Here is a 20,351-nt window from a genome sequence, read left to right as displayed (position 1 = left end):
CTTACCCTATAAGTTGAAACTTCAGAAAATTGACTGACTCGCTTGTTTCATTTTTTGCAGATTGAGTCGTTCATACCGTAAATCAGCAAGGCCAATTCTTCCATCAAAAATCTAAAATCTAAAATCGATTGACTCATTCTTACGATCGAGGTCTTCCCAGAGTTGTAATATAAAGCACCGCCTCACCCGCAGGAATACCGAGAACGTCATTGACGCGATCGTCAAAAAAGCCCGCGATACCGCTGACACCCAAACGCAGTTGAATAGCTGCTAAATTTAACCGCTGGCCCAAATGACCCGCGTCCATGTGCAAATAGCGGTAAACTCGATCGCCATATTTTGCTACAGCCCTGTTCAAATCCGCCGTGTGAAACAACAGCGCCCCCGCATCTCTGCCCAAGTCTTGCCCCAAACACAAAAAATGCAATTCTCGGCGGAAATTTTTAAACCTAATTTGCCGCAATTCTTGAGCTTTCGGAGCGTAATAGTAACAGCCTTCTTCTAACCCATTCACTCCCGAAACAGCAATAAAAGTTTCGATTAAACTTAGATCGAAATAGTCTGGAGAACCGTCTAATCCTTGGTCGATATAGTGCTGGGGCTGGTAAGTAAAATCGAGCATAGCTAGCAGTTCGCCCAAGCTCAAAGAAGCACCTGTATAAGCACGAGTCGAACGCCGTTTGAGCATAGTGTTTTCTAAAGTTTCCAGGTTCACTCCCCAAGGAATAGAAGGAGTGACCGTCGAAACTTTAGTACAAAAAGGAAAGTTGTATTTATCCTCTAATTCCCCTTCACTTTCATCAAGTTTCCAGCCATCCGCTCCGGTAGGGTCTGAGTCTAAATGCGTAGCTTTGTGGAGGTATTTTAACAGTTGACCTTCGGAAATGTTCGGGTAATCTGTGGTGGTGTTTCCGGGCAAAGCGGTTTTAAATTTAGGCAAGTTTTGGTCAATATCTAGCAAGTCGGCTAAAGCAACTACACAAATCGCTCCTTCTTGCTCCGAGTCGATGTACAGTAATTCATTGACAGCTTCGTCGGCGAATCCTCCAATCAGGTGAGGTCGGTAATCGTTGACGGCGCAAGCTAACTCGATATTGCTCAATAAATGACCGGTGTCTAGGAAAATTCGCCGATAAGCTCGGTCTTCGTAACGCCAAGAAGAACGGAAAAAAACAGTGGTAATGGCGATCGCCAATTGGGTGTTTTCTAGCGCTGGCGACTGGAAACAAGCTGCTTGCAATGATGGCCAAACTTGACTGTCCCAAAAATGAACAAGTGAATGAGTTCTGCACTGATAGTTGTAAAGTCCCGCCGGCAACTGCGGAGTGCCACGGGAGATTAAATAAACCTCAGCAGGGTAGAGCCCGCCCGCCGACGGTGCCGATCGCAAATACAGGTAGCTGTCGTCTACCGTTTGCACTTTCGCCGTCAACCCGTAACTGCACAGCAACAAACTGGATAACCGATGCCACCAACCGGCATCGGGATCGGCATCGGAATCTTCCGAGGGGTCTTTTAAATAAGGCTTGAGATCAAAATACGCTCCAATTTTATATTCTTTGAACGGCACAGGTTGCTCTGTCCAATCTAGCTGTTTGCTTTTAGCAGCAATGGTTTCAGGATCGTATTTCGTCCGTTCGTGGTAGTGCTGAGCAATGGAAGGAGGAAGTTCTGGCATATTTGTGGAGATGATTGACTTTGGTTTCTTGATCGATCTTGACATTACCGACCGCTTACTGGTCGAGCTAGGCAGAATTTTACAAATATAAAAAAAATCTTAGAAAAAATGAGATTGTTGTTACACAAGCTTAACATAAAATAATGCCTAAGTATAAATACACAGATTAATACCCATTAATTACTGTTATGGATTAGCTGCAATAGCTGTCGTCATAAAGGGATGAAAATGCAAAAGCTAAGCGCTGAAGAATTGCTGGCTCAGTATGCTGAGGGCAAGCGAAACTTTAACGCCGTTGACTTAAGTGAAGATAACTTGTTTCAAGCAAATTTGGCGGAAATAAATCTTTCGGGTAGCATTCTGAGGCGAGCTTATTTGCCCTACGGAAATTTGACTGAAGCCAATCTTTATAAAACTGATTTGCAAGATGCTGAATTGGGCGACATTCAACTTTATCAAGCTAACTTGTCGGAAGCAAATTTATCAAGAGCAAATTTATCAAGAGCAAATTTGCGCCACGCCAATTTGCAAGGTGCCAATTTGCAGAAAGTTAATTTGCAAGGTGCGGATTTGTACAATGCAGATTTGACGAATGCCGATTTGAGATATGCGGATTTGAGCCGAGCTAATTTGGAGAAAGCAAAGTTAACCAAAGCTCAATTAGCGGGCTGCAACTTATTTCGATCGCGCTTGGTTGATTTGTCGGAAGCGGAGTGTGATCGCACTACCATCGGCCCCGAAGGATATTGATGATTCCCAGCGCCTAGTCTAGTACCTAGGGAGATCGGCTTAATTAGTCGTGAAGCGTAGCTATCCCGTAGGGAATCGCCCTTTTTTACATTTCTTAACATCTATCGACACAGGGGAAAATGTGAGTTACAGTTGTAAAAAAATTATCGATCAGCAAAATTGACAATAAATAACACACTTTGCAACCAGCAAACCGGGTAAAATTTATGAATTCTCCCGACAAAAAAGCAAGAGAACTCCGGCACAAAGAACAAGAACTGCGGAAGCGTGAACAAGAAATTCGGCTTCGCGAACTAGAAGCAGACATCGAACGCTCAGTGCCAGAACATATAACAAGCAAGTACCAAGAACCAGACAGCCAAGTTAACGGCAAACTTAAACAGTGGCGCCGAAAAATTATAGCAGCCGCTCAATTTACAGGCATTGTCATTGCTGTTATCGTTGCAGTTCGCATAGCATCTTGGCTGGCAGCCGCCCTGATAGTCGGAGGCATTGCTTTTATCGCTTACAAAATGTTTATTGAAGAAGACAGAAGTTGAAAATCTCAAGCAGGAAACTATCAGGAAATACCCATGAACCTTAAAGTAGAAACTAGCAACTTTCTCAACGATTTAGAGCGAGTAGCCGCCGTCCGCCGAGAAATTGCCGATCGCCTCAGCAACATCGCGACAGCCATCAAGCAATCAGAATTAGCAGGAGGAGAAGCATCGGGAAAACTCGGTTTAGAAACAGACAACGCTGACATCGATGTCGCCAGTAAAAACTTGCGCCAAGGAGTCTTTCGGCTGCTAGTGCTAGGCGACATGAAACGCGGAAAAAGCACTTTTCTCAATGCGTTAATTGGGGAAAACTTACTGCCCAGCGATGTAAATCCCTGTACAGCTTTGCTGACGATTTTGCGCTATGGTTCAGAAAAAAATGTTACCGTTTATTTCAATGACGGCAAAAGCCCCAAACAGCTAGATTTTAAAAGTTTCAAACAGAACTACACAATTGACCCCGCTGAGGCCAAACGCTTAGAAGAAGAAAAGAAACCAGCATTTCCAGATATAGACTGCGCCGTAGTAGAATATCCCTTACCTTTGCTGGAAAAAGGCATAGAAATAGTAGACAGTCCTGGACTGAACGATACAGAAGCCCGCAATGAATTATCTCTGGGTTACATCAACAACTGCCACGCTATTTTGTTTGTGCTCAGGGCAACTCAGCCTTGCACAATGGGGGAAAGACGTTATTTAGAAAATTACATTAAAGGTCGCGGTTTGAGCATTTTCTTTCTGATCAATGCTTGGGATCAGGTGCGGGAAAGTTTGATTGACCCGGACGATCCGGAAGAAATGGCAGAAGCAGAAGGGAAACTGCGGCGCGTTTTCCAAGTTAATTTGGCTGAATATTGTTTAACCGAAGGACATGATATTTACGACGAGCGAGTGTTTCCAATTACCTCACTTAAGGCGCTCAGGTTGCGGATGAAAAACCCGGATTCGGATTTGGAAGGCACTGGTTTTCCCGAGTTTATGGCGGCACTGAATACGTTTTTAACCCAGGAAAGGGCGATTTCAGAATTGCGTCCGGCGAGGACTTTGGCGCGTCAAATTTCTGCTCGCGTCCGGGAAGCTGTTGGGCGCCGACTACCATTACTAGATCGCGATGTCAATGAGTTGAGGGAAAAGATTAATTCAGTTGAGCCAGAGTTTAAAAAGCTGACTCAGATTCGCGATGAATTTCAACAAGAAATTAGCCGAGTTAGAGATAGTAAATCGCGGGCGATCGCAGATTCTTTCCGCGCCTACGTTCTTAACTTAGAAAACACCTTTGAAACAGATTTCTTAAGGTATCAACCAGAGCTAAGATTTCTGGATTTCTTCAGCCAAGGCAAGCGAGAAGCTTTTGAAGCATCGCTCAAACGAGCATTCGAGCAGTACATCAACGACAAACTAGCAGCTTGGACTCTAACTGCTGAACAAGAGATGAATTCAGCATTTTCGCAACTCTCACAAAGTGCGGCAAATTACGGAGCATCTTACACGAAAGTAACTGAAAAAATCACAGAAAAACTGACGGGGCAAAAAATACCAGCAGCGGTCAGCACATCGAACGAAGATAACTCGCCAGCTTGGGCAAAATGGGCGATGGGATTGTTTTCGTTAACGACCGGAAATCTGGCGGGCGTAGCAATGGCAGGAGCGGGTTTTGACTGGAAAAATATTCTGCTCAATTTAATTACTGTGTTGAGCGTCAGTACGATTCTTGCTAGTTTGACGGGGATTGTTTTGGGGCCGCTGTACTTGGCGTTGTTGGGGATGGGTGTTGGGGTTTTGCAAGCAGACGGAGCTCATAAACAGTTGGTGAAAGCTGCGAAAAAAGAGCTAGTGAAATATCTGCCGCAGGTGGCTCAAGAGCAGTGGCAGCCGATTCACGATGCTGTGAAAGAGTGTTTTGATGTTTACGGGCGGGAAGTGGGCGATCGCATGAATGCGGATATTAATTCTCGGAAAGCTGAGTTAGATAATTTGCTCGAACAAAAGGAATCTCGCGAGATTAATTGTCAGGCTGAATCGCAGCGGTTGAAAAAATTGGAGGCTGATGTTTCTGCCGAGTCGCAGAGTATTGAATCGCTATATCAATCTTTCCTAGCATCTGCTAAATGAAATAAAACAACAATATGCAACGACCCGAAATTTATCAAAACCTGACAGACTATCTCAAATCAGCACTCGGTATTCTCGAACTCGACAAAAACTCCCAACTTTATCGAGATACAACCTCAATCTGCGACTATCTCGCCAAACCAACTTTTCAAATTGCTGTCTTTGGCCCGTTTAATTACGGCAAGTCAACTTTGCTCAATGCTTTGCTTGGAAATCGTGCTTTGCCGATCGACCTCGTGCCCACTACAGGTGCCGCCATTTATGTCAACTACGGCGACGAATTGCACGCAAAAATTACCCTTAAAGACGGCACAGAAGTTAGCGAACCGGGGACTGATGTGTTGAAACGCTACGCCATCCTTGACGACGCCAGACAAATGCGGGATGATGTGGCGGCCGTTAATGTTTACTGTCCCCATCCATTCCTAAAAACGGGTGTGGAATTGCTGGATTTGCCGGGAACAAATGACCGGGAAGAACAGGATAATTTAGTAAGAGATAAATTGCTAACGGCTGATTTAGTTGTGCAGGTTTTAGATGCTCGCAAATTGATGACTTTAGGGGAACGGGAGAATTTGAGAGATTGGTTGAGCGATCGCCAAATTAACACTGTAGTCTTTGTTGCCAATTTTCTCAATCTACTGGAACCAGACGAGCAAAAACAAGTTTACAATCGGTTGTTGTTTGTTGCCGAAAGTTTTCGCTCGAACTTGCCGAACAATATCAGCAATATCTACCGCGTCGATGCTTTGCCGGCTTTGAGGGCGAGGCTGAAAGGAGATGTGGCGGCCGCCCAAACTACGGGAATTGCCTCTTTTGAATCGGCTTTGCAAAGTATTGTGGCAGCTCAACAGGAACAACTAGCAGTTAAGTTGCCCAGAATTGAAGCTATAGCTACTAAAATTTGCCAATCTCTCCGATCCAAAGCTGAAAATGTCGCCACAGAAATAGCCGCAGCTCAACAAAAGCACAAGCACAGAATTGAAATTAAACAAAAAGCCGAAAAATTGATATCAAAAGGCTTTCACGCCAGCGTTTCCGAATTCGAGATTTGGCTTTACCAGCCCACACTTTTGCAGCGGTATCAATCGGAAATGGCGCTGTCGCTTCAGGAAGGGAGTTTTGATGCGTGGAAGCTAAAATTTCAGCGAGAGGCCTTACATCAGCAGCAAACGATCGCAGAATGGGTAAATAAAGCTTGCGAATTCTTTGAGAAAGAACAGCCGATCGCCCTTTTGATCTCGTTTCCCCCAGCCCCACAAGTCAGCTTACCGGAACCGCCACCACCTCCAGCTCAAAAGTCGATCGACAGCGAAGTGGCTCCAGTGGCGATCGCAACTGGCTTAGGTTGGCTGTTGGGCGGGCCTGTGGGAGCCGCAGTAGTCGGCGGTGCTAGCTATATTTTGAATAAAAGAACTGGGTATGAAAAGCTGCCTGAATCGTCAGAAGCTTATCTAAATCAAGTAACCGAAATTTGCAGCGAGGCTGCTAAACACTATCTCGCTCGCTTCTGCACCGATACTTTTTCCATGCTGCAACACTACAAGGAAATCGCCGGAAAAGTTATCTGTTTTCAAGACAGCAAAGAGCCGCTACAGACCAATATTCAGGAATACCAGATACAGTTAATCAATAATTTGTTAGAAAATATCGAATCATCCCTTAAAATCACCAAATCTGTAATTAACGGCAAATGATCCGAACCGACATTTCGGCCAGTACGAATCTTCCAAACACCAATTTCTTTGCTGAGTAGAAACTGCTCGCTCGGAATATAACCACAAGTTACACTAGACATTTTGCAAAAGTCTATATTTGTATGTGTTTAAAACACTTTGCATTAGAGCTTTTGTATTCACGCACACAAGGAGACTTAGCAGTGACTTATTCCTTTAGACAGTTCCATAGCTCAAGCACCTCAGACCCAGGCTAGAGAAAAGATTGCTTCTAACTATTTAGGATGATTTCTGTGACCTACTTTGATAGAGGTTTTTTGCATCTGTTCCTCTAATACTGTGAGTAAGTCCTAGTTATTTCTTAAAGGAGACATTTATGGGTATCAGCAGACGCGATTTGTTAAAAGTAACTTCTGCTTCGGGTTTGGTTGCAGCAGGGCTGGCTGCTTCCGAAGGGTTTTTCAAACCTTTGTTAGCTCAAGATGAACCGACCCAAGTATACGCTGAAAGTGCAGTAGCCCAAGGTCAAACCCAAAGCGGCGAGATGAGTTACAGGACGCTGGGACGCACGGGAGAGCGAGTGTCTGCGATCGGGTTAGGGGGACACCATATCGGACGCATTCGAGAGGAGCAAGAAAGTATTAAGCTCATCCGCAGTGCGATCGACCGTGGCATCAATTTCATGGACAATTCCTGGGACTATCACAACGGACGCAGCCACCGCTGGATGGGTGCAGCGCTCAAGGATGGGTACCGGCAAAAGGTGTTTCTGATGACCAAGATTGACGGCCGCACCAAGGGCGCTGCCATGATGCAGATTGATGAGTCACTGAAGGCGTTGCAGACCGATCGCATCGACCTGATGCAGCATCACGAAATTATTCGGATGGAAGACCCCGATCGCATCTTTGCCCCCGGTGGGGCAATGGAAGCTGTGGTGGAAGCGCAGAAAGCGGGCAAGATTCGCTACATCGGGTTTACAGGACACAAAGACCCTTTGGTTCACCTGCGAGTGCTGGAAATTGCCGCTCAAAACAATTTCCGTTTCGACGCCGTACAGATGCCACTAAATGTGATGGATGGCCATTTTAGAAGTTTTGAACAACAAGTTCTGCCCGTGTTGGTGAAGAACCAAATCGGTGTGTTGGGGATGAAATCTATGGGCGATTCCTACGTTCTTAGAAGCAACACTGTCACCCCAATCGAATGTCTCCACTATGCGATGAATCTGCCTACTTCAGTTGTGATTACTGGCATTGATACCATGCAACTCCTCGATCAAGCGTTTGAGGCAGCCCGCACGTTTAAGCCGATGGATCAAGCACAAGTTGCCGCGATGCTGACTCGCACTCGCGAGGCGGCGACAAAAGGGCAATACGAACTGTATAAAACTACTAACCAATTTGATAGTACCGCCATGAATCCATCGTGGCTAGGATAAGTGCTTTTGTATTCATCAGCACATCTAGACTTGAGGCCGAGCAAACGCAGCCTAGCGGCGAGCATTTGGGAAATCTTCCCCAAGTTTTTTCGCATCTGGCTGCGATCGGGGCTGCCTATAATTTAGATAAAGCACTACAAAGTTTATGAATAAGCCTCCTATACAAGTGCAAAAAATCCGAGCCATTGGATTGACTGTGACAGATGCCGATCGCTCCCAGGATTTCTATACGAAAGCCCTCTCGTTTGAACCTGTTTCGGATATTACGGTTGAAGGGCAAAATTACAGCGATCTCGAAGGCGTTGATGGGGCAAAAATCCGCATTGTTACTTTGCAGCTTGGAAATGAACTGATTGAGCTGATGGAGTATCTTAACGTTGAGGGAAAACCCATCCCAAAAGATTCGCAAAGTAATGATTTATGGTTTCAACATCTGGCAATTGTGGTGAGTGACATCGATCGCGCCTATGCACACCTGTGCTCTTTTTCCATTGACCCCATCTCCACGGAACCGCAGACAATACCGCCCGAAAATAAAGAAGCTGCTGGCGTGCGAGCTTTTAAATTTAAAGACATTGACGGCCACAATTTAGAGCTAATTTGGTTTCCTCCCGACAAAGGACAAGAAAAGTGGCATCAAAAGGGTGATCGCTTGTTTTTAGGAATCGATCACAGCGCGATCGCTCTTAGCAACACCGAGCAAAGTCTCCACTTTTACCGCGACTTACTGGGAATGCAAGTTGATGGAGGCAGCCTCAACCAAGGCGAAACCCAAGTTCGCCTCGATAATTTGCCAGAAGCTAAAGTCAAAATCACCGCACTGCGGCCGATTCAAGGCGGTTTAGGAATTGAGCTATTAGACTATTTAGTTACTCCAAAAGGCCGCCCCATACCGAGGGATTGGAAAAGTTGCGATATTGCTCATATGCAAGTCGAACTAATTGTTAACGATCTCGATCCACTATTGGAAAGCTTGCGGCAAAATAAAGTTGAGTTTATCTCGCCGCAGCTCGTGCAATTTGCAGATAATTCCAGTTTTTTCCGCCAAAGTTGCCTCGTCAAAGATCCTGACGGACACGCAATCTTACTGACATCCCCATAACGTTTGTAGTGAGGACTTTAGTCCTTTGATGTTTATGAGGACTAAAGTCCTCACTACGAACCTATTTAATTAATTGTAGTCATGACGGCCGACAGGATCTAACACAATACCGTTCAGTTCACACTGTTTATACCCCATAAATCCCCCTCGCATCCCCCGAATCGTTGCGGGAACTTTAAGAACTCTCTTGTCCCCCCCTTTTTTAAGGGGGGTTAGGGGGGATATGGCTTAACTGAACAGTATTGCGAGCTAACAAACTAAGCCATTTCAAAATCTTGTGTTATTTTAGCCTTTAAGTATCCGCGTCATCTTTTCTGTCTCCTAACATTTGCATCAATTTTCGAGCGACAACAACGCCTACTACCGCACCGCCGACCCATTTAATCACCTCCGCAGTGTTAATCGGGTGCAAGTGTTGCTGAAAAATTTCATCTTTCAACCATTCGGCCGTTACTTTAAAATTATGAACAGGAGTGGGCAATAACTCTAAGTAACTACCTTGGCGGATTAAATGACCGACCTCTCCGGTAACTTGAAAAGTATCGTAAATGTTAGCAGCACTTTCTTCTATCCCAAGTTTTAACAGCGTTCCTCGCAGGTTAACTTCCGCAGGTTTTAGCTCATTTCCTAAAGCCAGAGCATTCAAATTGTGAGCAATTGCAGCTCCCTGCTGATAAGCAACTTGAGCGGTGGCAGGTAAAGAATTGCCTTGCACTGTCGCACAATCTCCCCCGGCAAAAACTTCTGGAAACTCCAGCAGTTGTAGTGTAGGGTGTACTAAAGGGTTGCCGTGTTTGTCTCGGCTTTCCTCAGAAATTGCTAAACCTTTAATCAGCGAGTTAATGTTAGTTCCTGTCGTCCAAATAACTGTAGATGTAGGTAAGATTTCAGTTTTTTCGTGGCGCTGATATTCAACTTCGTTGGGGCGAATAGCAGTAGCTTTTGCCTCCATAATAAATTCTACGGGTACAGTGCGTTTTTGCAAAGCATTTTTCGCAATTTCGCGCAGGTGACTATTAATATCGTTGTCAAGAATTTGCTCGCCGTGATTGAGTAAAACGACCCGCACTTCCTCTGCATTGCCACCCATAGCAGCATACCAATTAGGCAGTAAATCGCCTAATGTACCTGCCATTTCCACACCCGAAGCTCCAGCACCTACTACGGTGACAGTCAGGAATTTGCGCCGCTTTTCTGCATCTTCAATCTGAAGAGCTTGTTGGAAGCAATCGCGCAGGTGTTTGTCTATGGCGATCGCATCTTCTCCGGTACGGAAAGGAAAAGCATTCTCTTGAGCTCCCTCTATACCAAAATATCCTGTAACGCTGCCTAAAGCCAAAACTAAATTGCTGTAATTGTAACAAGCTCCCGATGTTACTTTCACTTCCCGCTCGTGCAAATCAATGGATTGAACGGCATCTTTCACAAAGATAACACCGCTACCTTTTAGCAATTCATCATAGCGCGGCCAAACTTCTTCTGCACCCATCTCGCCGCTAAAATATTCATAAAGTAACGGCTTAAAGCAAAAGCGATCCTCTTTTTCTATCAAAATTACAGAGCGGGGATAGTGTTGGTGGCTCAAGTGCAAAGCTGTAAATAGCCCAGCAAAGCCGCCACCTACAATCACAGTTTGATAGATTGGGTTGTTCATAATACTGTTCGTTAAGCTTGATAAAACTATTGACGTAATAAACTTGTTTTCTTTGTACTTTCCTATCCCAAAGACTATTATTATTTACCCCTTAATTATACAAAAATGCAATTCCACAATAACTAACCTCAAGTTAGAGGTAATGATTATTCAAAAGTATCTATCTTAAGAAAGAGATGTTTTAAAAAATCTCTTTCTTAAGATAGAAATATCTTTTTCGTCAAAATGACTAGACGCTATACTCAGTAAGAGTTTGAACTAAAGAAAGCTACTTTAATAGCTTTCTTGTCACAACTTTGACACAATATTGTTATCAATTTGACAAGTAAAATCTCTATAAGTGTCCAATAAATAAAAAAAATGACGGAGAAAAAATTATGAGCTTTTCCCCTCACCTTCTGAAAGGCCAAAAAGCTCTCGTAACGGGCGCAAGTTCTGGTATCGGCGAAGCGATCGCCCGTTCTCTAGCTTCAGCAGGTGCATCTGTTGCAGTCAATTACCACTCGGAAGCTGAAGAAGCGCAGAAAATTGTGGCTGACATTAAAGCTGCGGGTACAGAAGCGATCGCTCTTGGTGCCGATGTCAGCAAAGAAGACGAAGTTAAGGCTATGTTCGGTCAGGCGATCGAGGAATTTGGTACGATCGACATCCTGGTTAATAACGCAGGTCTACAAAAAGATTCGCCCTTGGTAGACATGACACTCGACCACTGGAACCTGGTCATTGGAATCAACCTAACCGGACAGTTTTTGTGCGCTCGCGAAGCTGCCAAAGAATTTATGCGGCGGGGCGTACAACCCCATATTTCATCGGCTGCTGGCAAAATTATTTGCATGAGCTCAGTACATGAGGTAATTCCTTGGGCGGGTCACGTCAATTATGCTGCTAGTAAAGGCGGTATTAATATGATGATGCGGAGTATTGCCCAAGAACTCGCACCCCACAGAATTCGAGTTAATAGTATTGCGCCAGGGGCAATCAAAACCCCCATCAATAAATCAGCATGGGATACATCAGAAGCCGAAGCAAAGTTATTAAAACTGATTCCTTACGGTCGAGTTGGGGAAGTGGAAGATATCGCTAAAACTGCTGTTTGGCTGGCTTCTGATGACTCGGATTATGTCAACGGTGCGACGTTGTTTGTGGATGGCGGGATGACATTGTATCCAGGCTTTGCCACAGGTGGCTAATCGAGATTCTGGAATCTGAAATTTTGTGGGATCAGTTAAATGGATGCTGAACAGAAACGAATTCAAGAAAATGCTGAAATGAAAGCCCACTGGAACCGCTGGGGCTCTTATTTAAGCGATCGCCAGTGGGGAACTGTCCGCGAAGATTATTCGCCCAACGGTACGGCTTGGGAGTATTTCCCTCACGATGCGGCCCGATCGCGCGCCTACCGCTGGGGTGAAGATGGGTTAGGGGGATTTTGCGATCGGCACGGTCAAATTTGTTTCGCCCTAGCACTGTGGAACGGCAAAGATCCGATTTTGAAAGAGCGTTTTTTTGGGCTTACGAACAGTCAAGGAAATCACGGAGAAGATGTCAAAGAATACTACTTCTATTTAGACAATACGCCAACTCATTCTTATATGCGCTGGCTGTACAAATATCCGCAGCAAGCATATCCCTATACTTTGTTGGTTGAGGAAAATGCTAGGCGCGACAAATTTCAACCAGAATTTGAGTTGATGGATACAGGAATTTTTGAGGGCGATCGCTACTTCGATATCGTTGCTGAATACGCCAAAGCATCCCCAGAAGATATTTGCATTCGCATCAGCGCCACTAACCGGGGTTCGGAAACAGCAACCCTTGACTTATTGCCGACTTTATGGTTTCGCAATACTTGGTCATGGACTGGTAGCGAAAAACAAGCCCAGGTTTCTCAAACAGCCGATGGAATTATTAAAGCTCACCATCAAAAATATGGCGATCGCTGGCTATTTTGTCAAGACAATCCTCCCCTGTTATTTACTGAAAATGAAACCAACCTACAGCGCCTGTACGGTGTTGAGAATACCTCGCTTTATGTTAAAGATGCTTTCCACGAATTTATCGTTCACAATCGCCAAGAAGCTGTCAATCCCGCTCAACTTGGTACTAAAGCTGCCGCCCGCTATCACCTAGAAATTGAGGCAGGAGAAACCGCAGTTATTCAACTCAGATTTACTGATTCTTACACCGATACTCCTTTTAGCCAAGAGTTTGCAGACACCTTCATTCAAAGGCAAAAAGAAGCCGATGAATTTTACGAATCGCTAACTCCCAATCTTGATGAAGATGTCCGCAACGTACAGCGTCAAGCCTTTGCGGGATTGTTGTGGACTAAACAGTTTTATTGCTACGATGTTCACACTTGGTTGCGAGGCGATCCAGGAGAACCAATACCACCAGATGAGCGTTTAAATGGTCGCAATGCTGACTGGCGAAACTTCTATGCAGAAGAAGTCATTTCCATGCCAGATAAATGGGAATATCCTTGGTTTGCAGCCTGGGATTTGGCATTTCACTGCCTACCGATCGCCTTAATCGATGCTGACTTTGCCAAGCGCCAATTGCTCCTGCTAACTCGCGAGTGGTATATGCACCCAAACGGTCAAATTCCAGCCTATGAGTGGGCGTTTGGAGATGTCAACCCACCCGTGCAAGCTTGGGCGGCCTGGCGAGTTTATAAAATTGAACAAAAGCGAGTAGGTAAAGGCGATCGTGACTTCCTCGAACGGATGTTTCACAGAATGCTGCTCAATTTTATATGGTGGGTAAATCGTAAAGATCCTCAAGGTGCAAATTTGTTTCAAGGCGGCTTTTTAGGCTTAGATAATATTGGGGTATTTGACCGCAGCAAACCCTTGCCAACTGGTGGTTCTTTGGAACAAGCAGACGGCACTGCCTGGATGGGAATGTTTGCGCTGAATATGTTAGCCATTGCCTTAGAACTTGCCCGCGAAGATCGAGTTTACTCGGACATGGCGCTCAAATTTTTTGAACACTTCGTTCACATAGCTGATGCTGTTAACCATGTCGGTTCCCAAAAAATCGGTTTGTGGGACGATGAAGATGGGTTTTACTACGATGCTCTGTCTCTGCCTAACGGTGAATGTTCCTTGCTAAAAGTCCGATCAATGGTGGGGATGACACTGCTATTTGCTGTCGATACTCTGGAAGCTGACTTATTAGAAACTGTCCCCGGATTCCAAGAGCAAATCGATTGGTTTTTGAAGAATCGCCCGGAACTGGCCAAGAATATTGCTAGTATGGAAATTAAAGGAGTCGGTGAGCGCAGGCTGCTTTCAATTACCACCCCCGAAGGATTGCAGCGCGTCCTCAAAAGGCTGCTTGATGAAAATGAATTTCTATCGCCCTACGGCATCCGTTCCCTCTCTCGCTATCACTTAGAACATCCATTTATTTTTGAGTGGGATGGCACGGAATATCAGGTAGACTACGAGCCTGCTGAGTCTACGACTGAGCAATTTGGTGGCAACTCAAACTGGCGCGGCCCGATTTGGTTTCCGTTAAATTTCTTATTAATTGAATCGTTGCAAAAATATTACCATTATTTCGGTGATGACTTCAAAGTAGAATTTCCTACTAGCTCTGGAGTTATGCTGAATTTATGGGAAGTTGCCTTGCAATTAGAGCAGCGGCTAAATAGCATTTTTATCAGAGGTAAAGATGGTAAAAGACCTGTTTATGGCGGTTTGGAAAAGTTTCAAAACGATCCTCACTGGCACGATCTGATTTTGTTTCACGAATACTTTCACGGCGACAACGGTGCAGGATTGGGCGCGTCGCACCAGACGGGATGGACTGCACTGGTAGCGAAACTGATTCAGCAAGTTAGTGAAAAGCCATGAAACTGATAAAATTTTGTTTATATAGCACCTCTAAATGAGTTGTGTGAATCGTAGTGTGAGCATCTTGCTCGCTAGCGAACAAAATGCTCCCACTACAATTGCATGAATGATTTAGACCCACTATATCAATCTTTAGATAGATATAAATTGGGCAATTTTAAGCAAATAGTTATTAGCAACACCAACTTAATTTGACCGTTGCTATATAAAGTAACCGTAACGCCTTGATGCCGTAAGGAGAAAGCAATGCCGGCTCTACCTCTCAATAGCGAAAATCTACCTTACCCCGATCCGATCCATCCGATTCTTGTCCACTTTGTAATTGCGATGGTTTTTTTCTCATTTTTCTGCGACGTTACTGGCTATTTTACCCGCAATCACCGCTTGTTTGAGGTGAGTTTTTGGAATTTGTTTGTCGCTGCAATTTCCATCTTTCTAGCCGTCATTTTCGGTCAGTTTGAAGCTGGTTTGGCGCAACCTTATGAAGTGGCTAAGCCGGTACTGAATTTGCACACAATTACTGGCTGGTCGCTGGCGGCAATCCTTGCCGCGATTGCGGGTTGGCGCTTCGTAATTCGCAGGCGCGATCCCTTGAAAGTATCGCCTGCTTATCTGGGTGCGGCAACGTTTTTGAGCTGCTTGGTTTTATTTCAAACATATCTGGGAACTCGACTGGTTTGGGTTTACGGGTTGCACGTAGAGCCGATCGTTGAAGCGACGAAAAGAGGGATTTTGCAATGAACTCGCAACTTGTGCAGCAACTTGTCGATCAGTTGGGGTTCAAGCTAGGTGCAAATAGGTTGCCCTACGAAGCGCCAATTCATCCGAATTTGGTGCATTTTACCCTTGGTTTGTTTATAATTGCCATCTTGTTTGATATAGCAGGAAACCTTTTTCCCTTAGAAAGACCGATTTTGAAATTTTTGGCTGTCCCTGCGCTCCGATCGAGCTTTTATGATGTGGGCTGGTACAATTTGGTGGCAAGTGCGATCGTCACATTTTTTACTGTAGCAGCGGGATTTTTCGAGATTATGCTCGCCGATCCCCCTGCGAATGTCAAGAGTGCGTGGGGATTGGGTGCTGCGCCGACGATGGTCTTGCACGGTTTGGGCGGAGTTTTGCTGTTGGGGGCGATCGTTGCCATGACAGTGTGGAGGGGATTTCAGCGTTACCGCTGGCGCAAAGAAGCTACCAGGCAAGTACAGTGGAGCTATTTGCTAGCAGGCGTTGTCATGCTGGGTTTACTATTCGTTCACGGGACGCTGGGAGCACACATGGGAGCTCAGTTTGGGATTCACAATACCGCTGGGGGTTTGCTCCGACAGGGGGGGAATCCTAGTTCTGCGCTCAAGTAAATAGGTAAATAAATAAGGTATTCGTCACAAATACTGTAAGGCTTTTCACCGAAAAGACGGTGGCAGTTACGCATCTTAACCCCAACAGCTCTAAAAGACAAATGTAAAGCCGTCCTAAAAGGACGGGGTTTCTACCCATTTTTCTGATGAAAGTTTTTAAGGCCTTGCTATTGGCGATCGCGATCGCAGTGGATATGATAGCCAGCCACTGGGTGGGACAACAGGCCTATTCTTGGATGCCCAGTCAGGGAACAGCAGAAGCCAAACAAGTTGACAATCTGTTTAGCTTCTTGGTATCGATCGGAGCGTTTATTTTTGTGGGAATTGCTGCCATTATCCTCTATTCTCTCCTCACTTCCCGGGCACCGAAAGGAGACTTCAGCCACGGTCATCCTGCGAGGGGAAATTGGAAAATCGAGCTTCTTTGGGTAGTTATTCCGGTAATGTTAGTATCTTGGATCGCCACTCAGAGCTACATCATTTATCAGCAAATCAACATCCAAGGTTTGACGCCGATCGCACACTTGCACCTGCCTCTCGAAGAACCTGTTTATGCCGCCAACAAACCTACGGAAAATAACAACAATTCCAAACCTATTGATGAAGAAATTGAGGTAATTGCTAAACAGTGGTCTTGGTCTTTCCGCTATCCGCGCCAGAATGTTACCAGTACAGAATTGCACCTGCCAGTTAATCAAAACGTGCGGCTGACATTGCAATCACTGGATGTTATTCACGGTTTCTACGTTCCTGAATTCCGCATCAAGCAAGATATCATTCCCAACCGCAGTATTAATTTTGTGTTTGCGCCGATCCGAGAAGGCAAATATCGGTTGAGAGATTCTCAATTCAGCGGCACTTACTTTGCCCTGATGGATGCGGATGTGTACGTTGAATCCCCCGAAGCTTACGATCGCTGGCTGACCAAAGCTGCGACACAATCGCCAACTGCTGCAAGCAATCGGGCGGTTTCCGAACACACAAAGCAAGTGCAGAAAACCAGAGGTAGCTTCTGGCCCACTGTGAAGCCGGCTCCGCCTCCTGTGGTGAATCATCCCAACTGATCGAAGCATTCGGCAAAAAAAAGAATTTGCTCTTGATTAATAACTAAGCAACTGAAAAATGACAAATAACTCGATTGAAAACATAGCCGACGGTAATAATTCTGAAAGGGATCGCACTGAAAATCCGATTGCTTGGGGGCGCTACCTCAGATTTAGTACAGATCACAAAGTTATCGGCATTCAATACCTAATTACTGCTTTTACCTTCTTCCTGATCGCGGGTTTATTCTCGATGATTATACGCGCCGAACTGATCTCTCCAGCATTAAATCTAGTCGATCGCCCGCTGTACAATGGCTTATTCACCATGCACGGGACAATAATGATCTTCCTGTGGGTTTTCCCCTGCATGGTGGGTCTAGGCAACTACCTGATACCGCTGATGATCGGGGCGCGGGACATGGCGTTTCCCCTCCTCAATGCCATCTCCTTCTGGATAATTCCCTTCGCAGGCATCCTGCTGATTTCCAGCTTCTTGCTACCCAGCGGCACCGCCCAGGCCGGCTGGTGGTCTTATCCGCCGGTTAGCATCCAGAACCCGTCGGGCGATTTAATCAACGGCCAATTTATCTGGCTGGTGAGTGTGGCGCTGCTAGGCATCTCGTCGATTATGGGGGGAATTAACTTCGTAACGACGATCGTCAGAATGCGAGCACCCGGCATGACTTGGTTCCGAATGCCAATCTTTGTGTGGACGGTTTTGAGCGCCCAGTTGCTGCAACTTTTTTGCCTGCCAGCCCTGACTGCGGCTGCGGTGCTGATGTTGTTCGATTTAGCCCTGGGGACAACCTTTTTCGATCCTTTTAACGAAGGCAGCCCGATTCTCTACCAGCACTTATTCTGGTTTTACTCGCACCCCGCAGTTTACGTAATGGCGCTGCCAGCCTTCGGTATTTTCTCGGAGATTTTGCCGGCTTTTTCCCGCAACCCTTTGTTTGGCTATAAATCCGTAGCGGTTGCATCCTTTGCAATTTCTCTACTCAGCATCTTCGTTTGGGTACACCATATGTTCGCCAGCGGCACTCCCGGCTGGATGCGAATGCTGTTCATGTTCTCCACCATGTTAGTCGCCGTGCCGACTGGCGTTAAGGTATTCGCTTGGACTGCTACCGTTTGGGGCGGAAAGCTGCACCTGGAAACGCCGATGCTGTTTGCCTTGGGTGGCGTAGTCATGTTTCTGTTCGGCGGCATCACCGGCGTTATGCTGGGGGCCGTGCCTTTTAATCTGCACGTAAATAATACTTATTTTATAGTCGGCCACTTCCACTACATTGTTTTCAACACCATCACAATTGCGATTTTTGGAGCAATTTACTACTGGTTTCCCAAGATGACTGGGCGGATGTACGCCGAGGGCTGGGGCAAAATCCACTTCTGGCTGACTTTTATCGGGGCTAATCTGACTTTCTTTCCGATGCACCCGTTGGGCTTGCAAGGGATGGTGCGCCGGGTTGCTTCCTACGATCCGCAATACCAAGGGTTGAACGTCATTGCCAGTTTGGGGGGATTTCTGCTGGGGGTATCGACGCTGCCTTTTATCGTCAATATGGTGGTTTCCGCGCTGCAGGGCCCGAAAGCAACTGACAATCCTTGGCACGCTACGGGGTTGGAGTGGACTGTTTCTTCGCCGCCGCCTGTTGAGAATTTTGCCCAGATTCCGATTGTGACTTTGCCGCCATACCACTATGTCGATTCTCCCGATCCGATTACCCAGGCTTCTACTCAAGAATAGCTGCAATTTCAACCGCTGATGTCAGGCAGATAAACACAGATTAACGCAGATAATTTCAAGAATTGACATCGATTGAATGCTAGAGGTATTTTCTGGCTGATGACTGATGACCAATGACTGATGACTTATTCTTTCTTTACTTATGGCAAATCCTACGCATTCAGGGCGATCGCCCCACTCTTCGCCCCAAGGAAGCAACCAAAATTCTCAAGATCACAAAAAGGGGATGTTTGGCTTTACCGCATTCTTGCTTTCCGAGAGTATGGTCTTCCTCAGTTTTTTCGCCGCTTACATCATCTTGCGGCAGACAACTCCTAACTGGCTCCCTCCTGGGGTCCCGAAATTAGAGGTGCTTAAACCTGCGATTAGCACGGCGGTACTGGTTTCTAGCAGTTTTGTCATTTACTTTGCCGAACGGGCCCTCGATCGCCGGAAACTGGGTTTATTTCGCTTGCTGTGGCTGACGGCATCCTTGATGGGAACTTATTTTTTAGTTAATCAGGCGATCGAGTGGAACCACCTATCTTTTGGGCTGACTACAGGGTTGTTCGGCGCGACATTTTATCTGCTGACGGGGTTTCACGGTTTGCACGTTTTTGTCGGGATTATCTTGCAGCTAATTATGCTTGTCCGTTCTTTCCTTCCGGGCAATTACAATGCCGGTCACTTCGGCGTGAGTGCAGCTTCTTTGTTTTGGCACTTTGTTGATGTGATTTGGATTGTTTTGTTCTCGCTGGTTTATCTGTGGTAGTTCTATTTTTTGTCCAAACCCTACCCTTGCGGTTTTGATAGTGCTTGTAATTCTTCCCAAGTGTAATGTTTGGGCAATTCAACTGGCTGAGCATTAGCGCCAAAACCTAACCCGATCGCAGGCTGAATTTCGGCGATCGCCTCTGAAGCAACATCAGCCACCGCATTGCCGGCAATCCCCCCCGCGATCGCCCCTGCGATGCTACCAATTGCAGCACCAAACTTTCCGCCCACAGAACCACCAATGGCGGCACCGGCAACACCGCCGCCGACTGCGCCCAATCCTGTAGCGATCGGATGATTATCGGGATTCTTTTGAGGATCGTTGAGATGTTTGTCGTCAGATTCAGATTGCTGCTTGTCATTCATCGTCGTAACCTCCTTAAAACTTGGAACTTTAGATTTTGGAAATCATGGGTCAGGTTTGCACCAACAGCGATACTAAGATGTGCTATGGCGAGCTAACACCCACAGAGTAAAGCGCTCCAATCCCACCAACAGGGCAGTAATGCCGACGGCTAAACCAAACAAAACTAAGTTGTTTTCGTTACTCGCCTTCAAAGCCTTAGCGGGTGACAACGTACCTATAATGCTTGCTGCATAAAGGATAGAGCCAAGAAGCCGCGCTGAAAATAGAG

The 20,351-nt window shown here is 45.9% G+C and carries 17 protein-coding genes; 13 read left to right on the top strand and 4 right to left on the bottom strand.

Features of this window, described 5'->3' with window-relative positions; translation table 11 throughout:
* Window positions 1-139 precede the first annotated feature (139 nt).
* The gene (locus QUA40_RS08775) at window positions 140-1,678 is read right to left on the bottom strand and encodes a SagB/ThcOx family dehydrogenase (protein WP_333124091.1); all 1,539 of its coding nucleotides are present in this window, start codon (window positions 1,676-1,678) and stop codon (window positions 140-142) included.
* A gap of 228 nt (window positions 1,679-1,906) precedes the next feature.
* On the opposite strand from QUA40_RS08775, the gene QUA40_RS08770 reads away from it, so the two are divergent.
* From QUA40_RS08770 to QUA40_RS08745, 6 genes are all read left to right on the top strand, one after another.
* Entirely contained in the window at window positions 1,907-2,428 is a 522-nt protein-coding gene (locus QUA40_RS08770; protein ID WP_333124089.1) for a pentapeptide repeat-containing protein, read from the top strand.
* Between the two features lie 206 nt (window positions 2,429-2,634).
* Window positions 2,635-2,967, top strand: coding sequence for a hypothetical protein (locus tag QUA40_RS08765; RefSeq protein ID WP_333124086.1), 333 nt, complete (start codon window positions 2,635-2,637; stop codon window positions 2,965-2,967).
* A 33-nt stretch (window positions 2,968-3,000) separates the two neighbouring features.
* Window positions 3,001-5,079 carry a dynamin family protein gene (locus tag QUA40_RS08760; protein WP_333124084.1) on the top strand — a complete coding sequence of 693 codons (2,079 nt, stop codon included), beginning with the start codon at window positions 3,001-3,003 and terminating at the stop codon, window positions 5,077-5,079.
* Between the two features lie 14 nt (window positions 5,080-5,093).
* Window positions 5,094-6,776, top strand: coding sequence for a dynamin family protein (locus QUA40_RS08755; protein WP_333124081.1), 1,683 nt, complete (start codon window positions 5,094-5,096; stop codon window positions 6,774-6,776).
* A 355-nt stretch (window positions 6,777-7,131) separates the two neighbouring features.
* Window positions 7,132-8,196, top strand: coding sequence for an aldo/keto reductase (locus QUA40_RS08750; RefSeq protein WP_333124078.1), 1,065 nt, complete (start codon window positions 7,132-7,134; stop codon window positions 8,194-8,196).
* A 145-nt stretch (window positions 8,197-8,341) separates the two neighbouring features.
* A complete protein-coding gene (locus QUA40_RS08745) occupies window positions 8,342-9,298 on the top strand; it encodes a VOC family protein (protein ID WP_333124075.1) in 957 nt (318 codons plus the stop codon).
* A 292-nt stretch (window positions 9,299-9,590) separates the two neighbouring features.
* On the opposite strand, the gene QUA40_RS08740 is transcribed toward QUA40_RS08745, so the two are convergent.
* Window positions 9,591-10,952, bottom strand: a complete 1,362-nt coding sequence (locus QUA40_RS08740; protein ID WP_333124073.1) for an NAD(P)/FAD-dependent oxidoreductase — start codon at window positions 10,950-10,952, stop codon at window positions 9,591-9,593.
* A 377-nt stretch (window positions 10,953-11,329) separates the two neighbouring features.
* Here QUA40_RS08740 and QUA40_RS08735 point away from each other — a divergent pair, with 377 nt between their 5' ends.
* The 7 genes from QUA40_RS08735 to QUA40_RS08705 all read left to right on the top strand — a co-directional run bounded on the left by QUA40_RS08735 (window position 11,330) and on the right by QUA40_RS08705 (window position 19,714).
* The gene (locus QUA40_RS08735) at window positions 11,330-12,142 is read left to right on the top strand and encodes an SDR family oxidoreductase (RefSeq protein ID WP_333124070.1); all 813 of its coding nucleotides are present in this window, start codon (window positions 11,330-11,332) and stop codon (window positions 12,140-12,142) included.
* 39 nt (window positions 12,143-12,181) lie between these two features.
* On the top strand, window positions 12,182-14,812 hold the full coding sequence (locus tag QUA40_RS08730; protein ID WP_333124068.1) for an MGH1-like glycoside hydrolase domain-containing protein: 2,631 nt from the start codon (window positions 12,182-12,184) through the stop codon (window positions 14,810-14,812).
* Window positions 14,813-15,058: 246 nt separating this feature from the next.
* Entirely contained in the window at window positions 15,059-15,553 is a 495-nt protein-coding gene (locus QUA40_RS08725) for a DUF2231 domain-containing protein (RefSeq protein ID WP_333124065.1), read from the top strand.
* Window positions 15,550-16,167, top strand: coding sequence for a DUF2231 domain-containing protein (locus tag QUA40_RS08720; RefSeq protein WP_333124062.1), 618 nt, complete (start codon window positions 15,550-15,552; stop codon window positions 16,165-16,167). The genes QUA40_RS08725 and QUA40_RS08720 overlap by 4 nt, the downstream gene beginning before the upstream one ends.
* A 146-nt stretch (window positions 16,168-16,313) precedes the next feature.
* On the top strand, window positions 16,314-17,231 hold the full coding sequence (locus QUA40_RS08715; RefSeq protein WP_333124059.1) for a cytochrome c oxidase subunit II: 918 nt from the start codon (window positions 16,314-16,316) through the stop codon (window positions 17,229-17,231).
* A 58-nt stretch (window positions 17,232-17,289) separates the two neighbouring features.
* On the top strand, window positions 17,290-18,963 hold the full coding sequence (ctaD, locus tag QUA40_RS08710; protein ID WP_333124055.1) for a cytochrome c oxidase subunit I: 1,674 nt from the start codon (window positions 17,290-17,292) through the stop codon (window positions 18,961-18,963).
* A gap of 142 nt (window positions 18,964-19,105) precedes the next feature.
* Window positions 19,106-19,714 carry a heme-copper oxidase subunit III gene (locus QUA40_RS08705; RefSeq protein WP_333124052.1) on the top strand — a complete coding sequence of 203 codons (609 nt, stop codon included), beginning with the start codon at window positions 19,106-19,108 and terminating at the stop codon, window positions 19,712-19,714.
* Between the two features lie 20 nt (window positions 19,715-19,734).
* Here the strand turns inward: QUA40_RS08705 and QUA40_RS08700 are convergent, their stop codons facing one another.
* Both QUA40_RS08700 and QUA40_RS08695 read right to left on the bottom strand, forming a co-directional pair.
* Window positions 19,735-20,082, bottom strand: coding sequence for a hypothetical protein (locus QUA40_RS08700; RefSeq protein WP_333124050.1), 348 nt, complete (start codon window positions 20,080-20,082; stop codon window positions 19,735-19,737).
* Between the two features lie 72 nt (window positions 20,083-20,154).
* Window positions 20,155-20,351: hypothetical protein (locus tag QUA40_RS08695; RefSeq protein WP_333124048.1), on the bottom strand; the 197-nt coding region annotated here is incomplete at its 5' end.

Origin of the sequence: Microcoleus sp. Pol11C3 (assembly GCF_036701485.1) — a bacterium.
Classification (GTDB): Bacteria; Cyanobacteriota; Cyanobacteriia; order Cyanobacteriales; family Microcoleaceae; genus Microcoleus.
The sequence above is the reverse complement of the archived record's forward strand: the minus strand, read 5'-3'. Positions and strand labels throughout refer to the sequence as shown.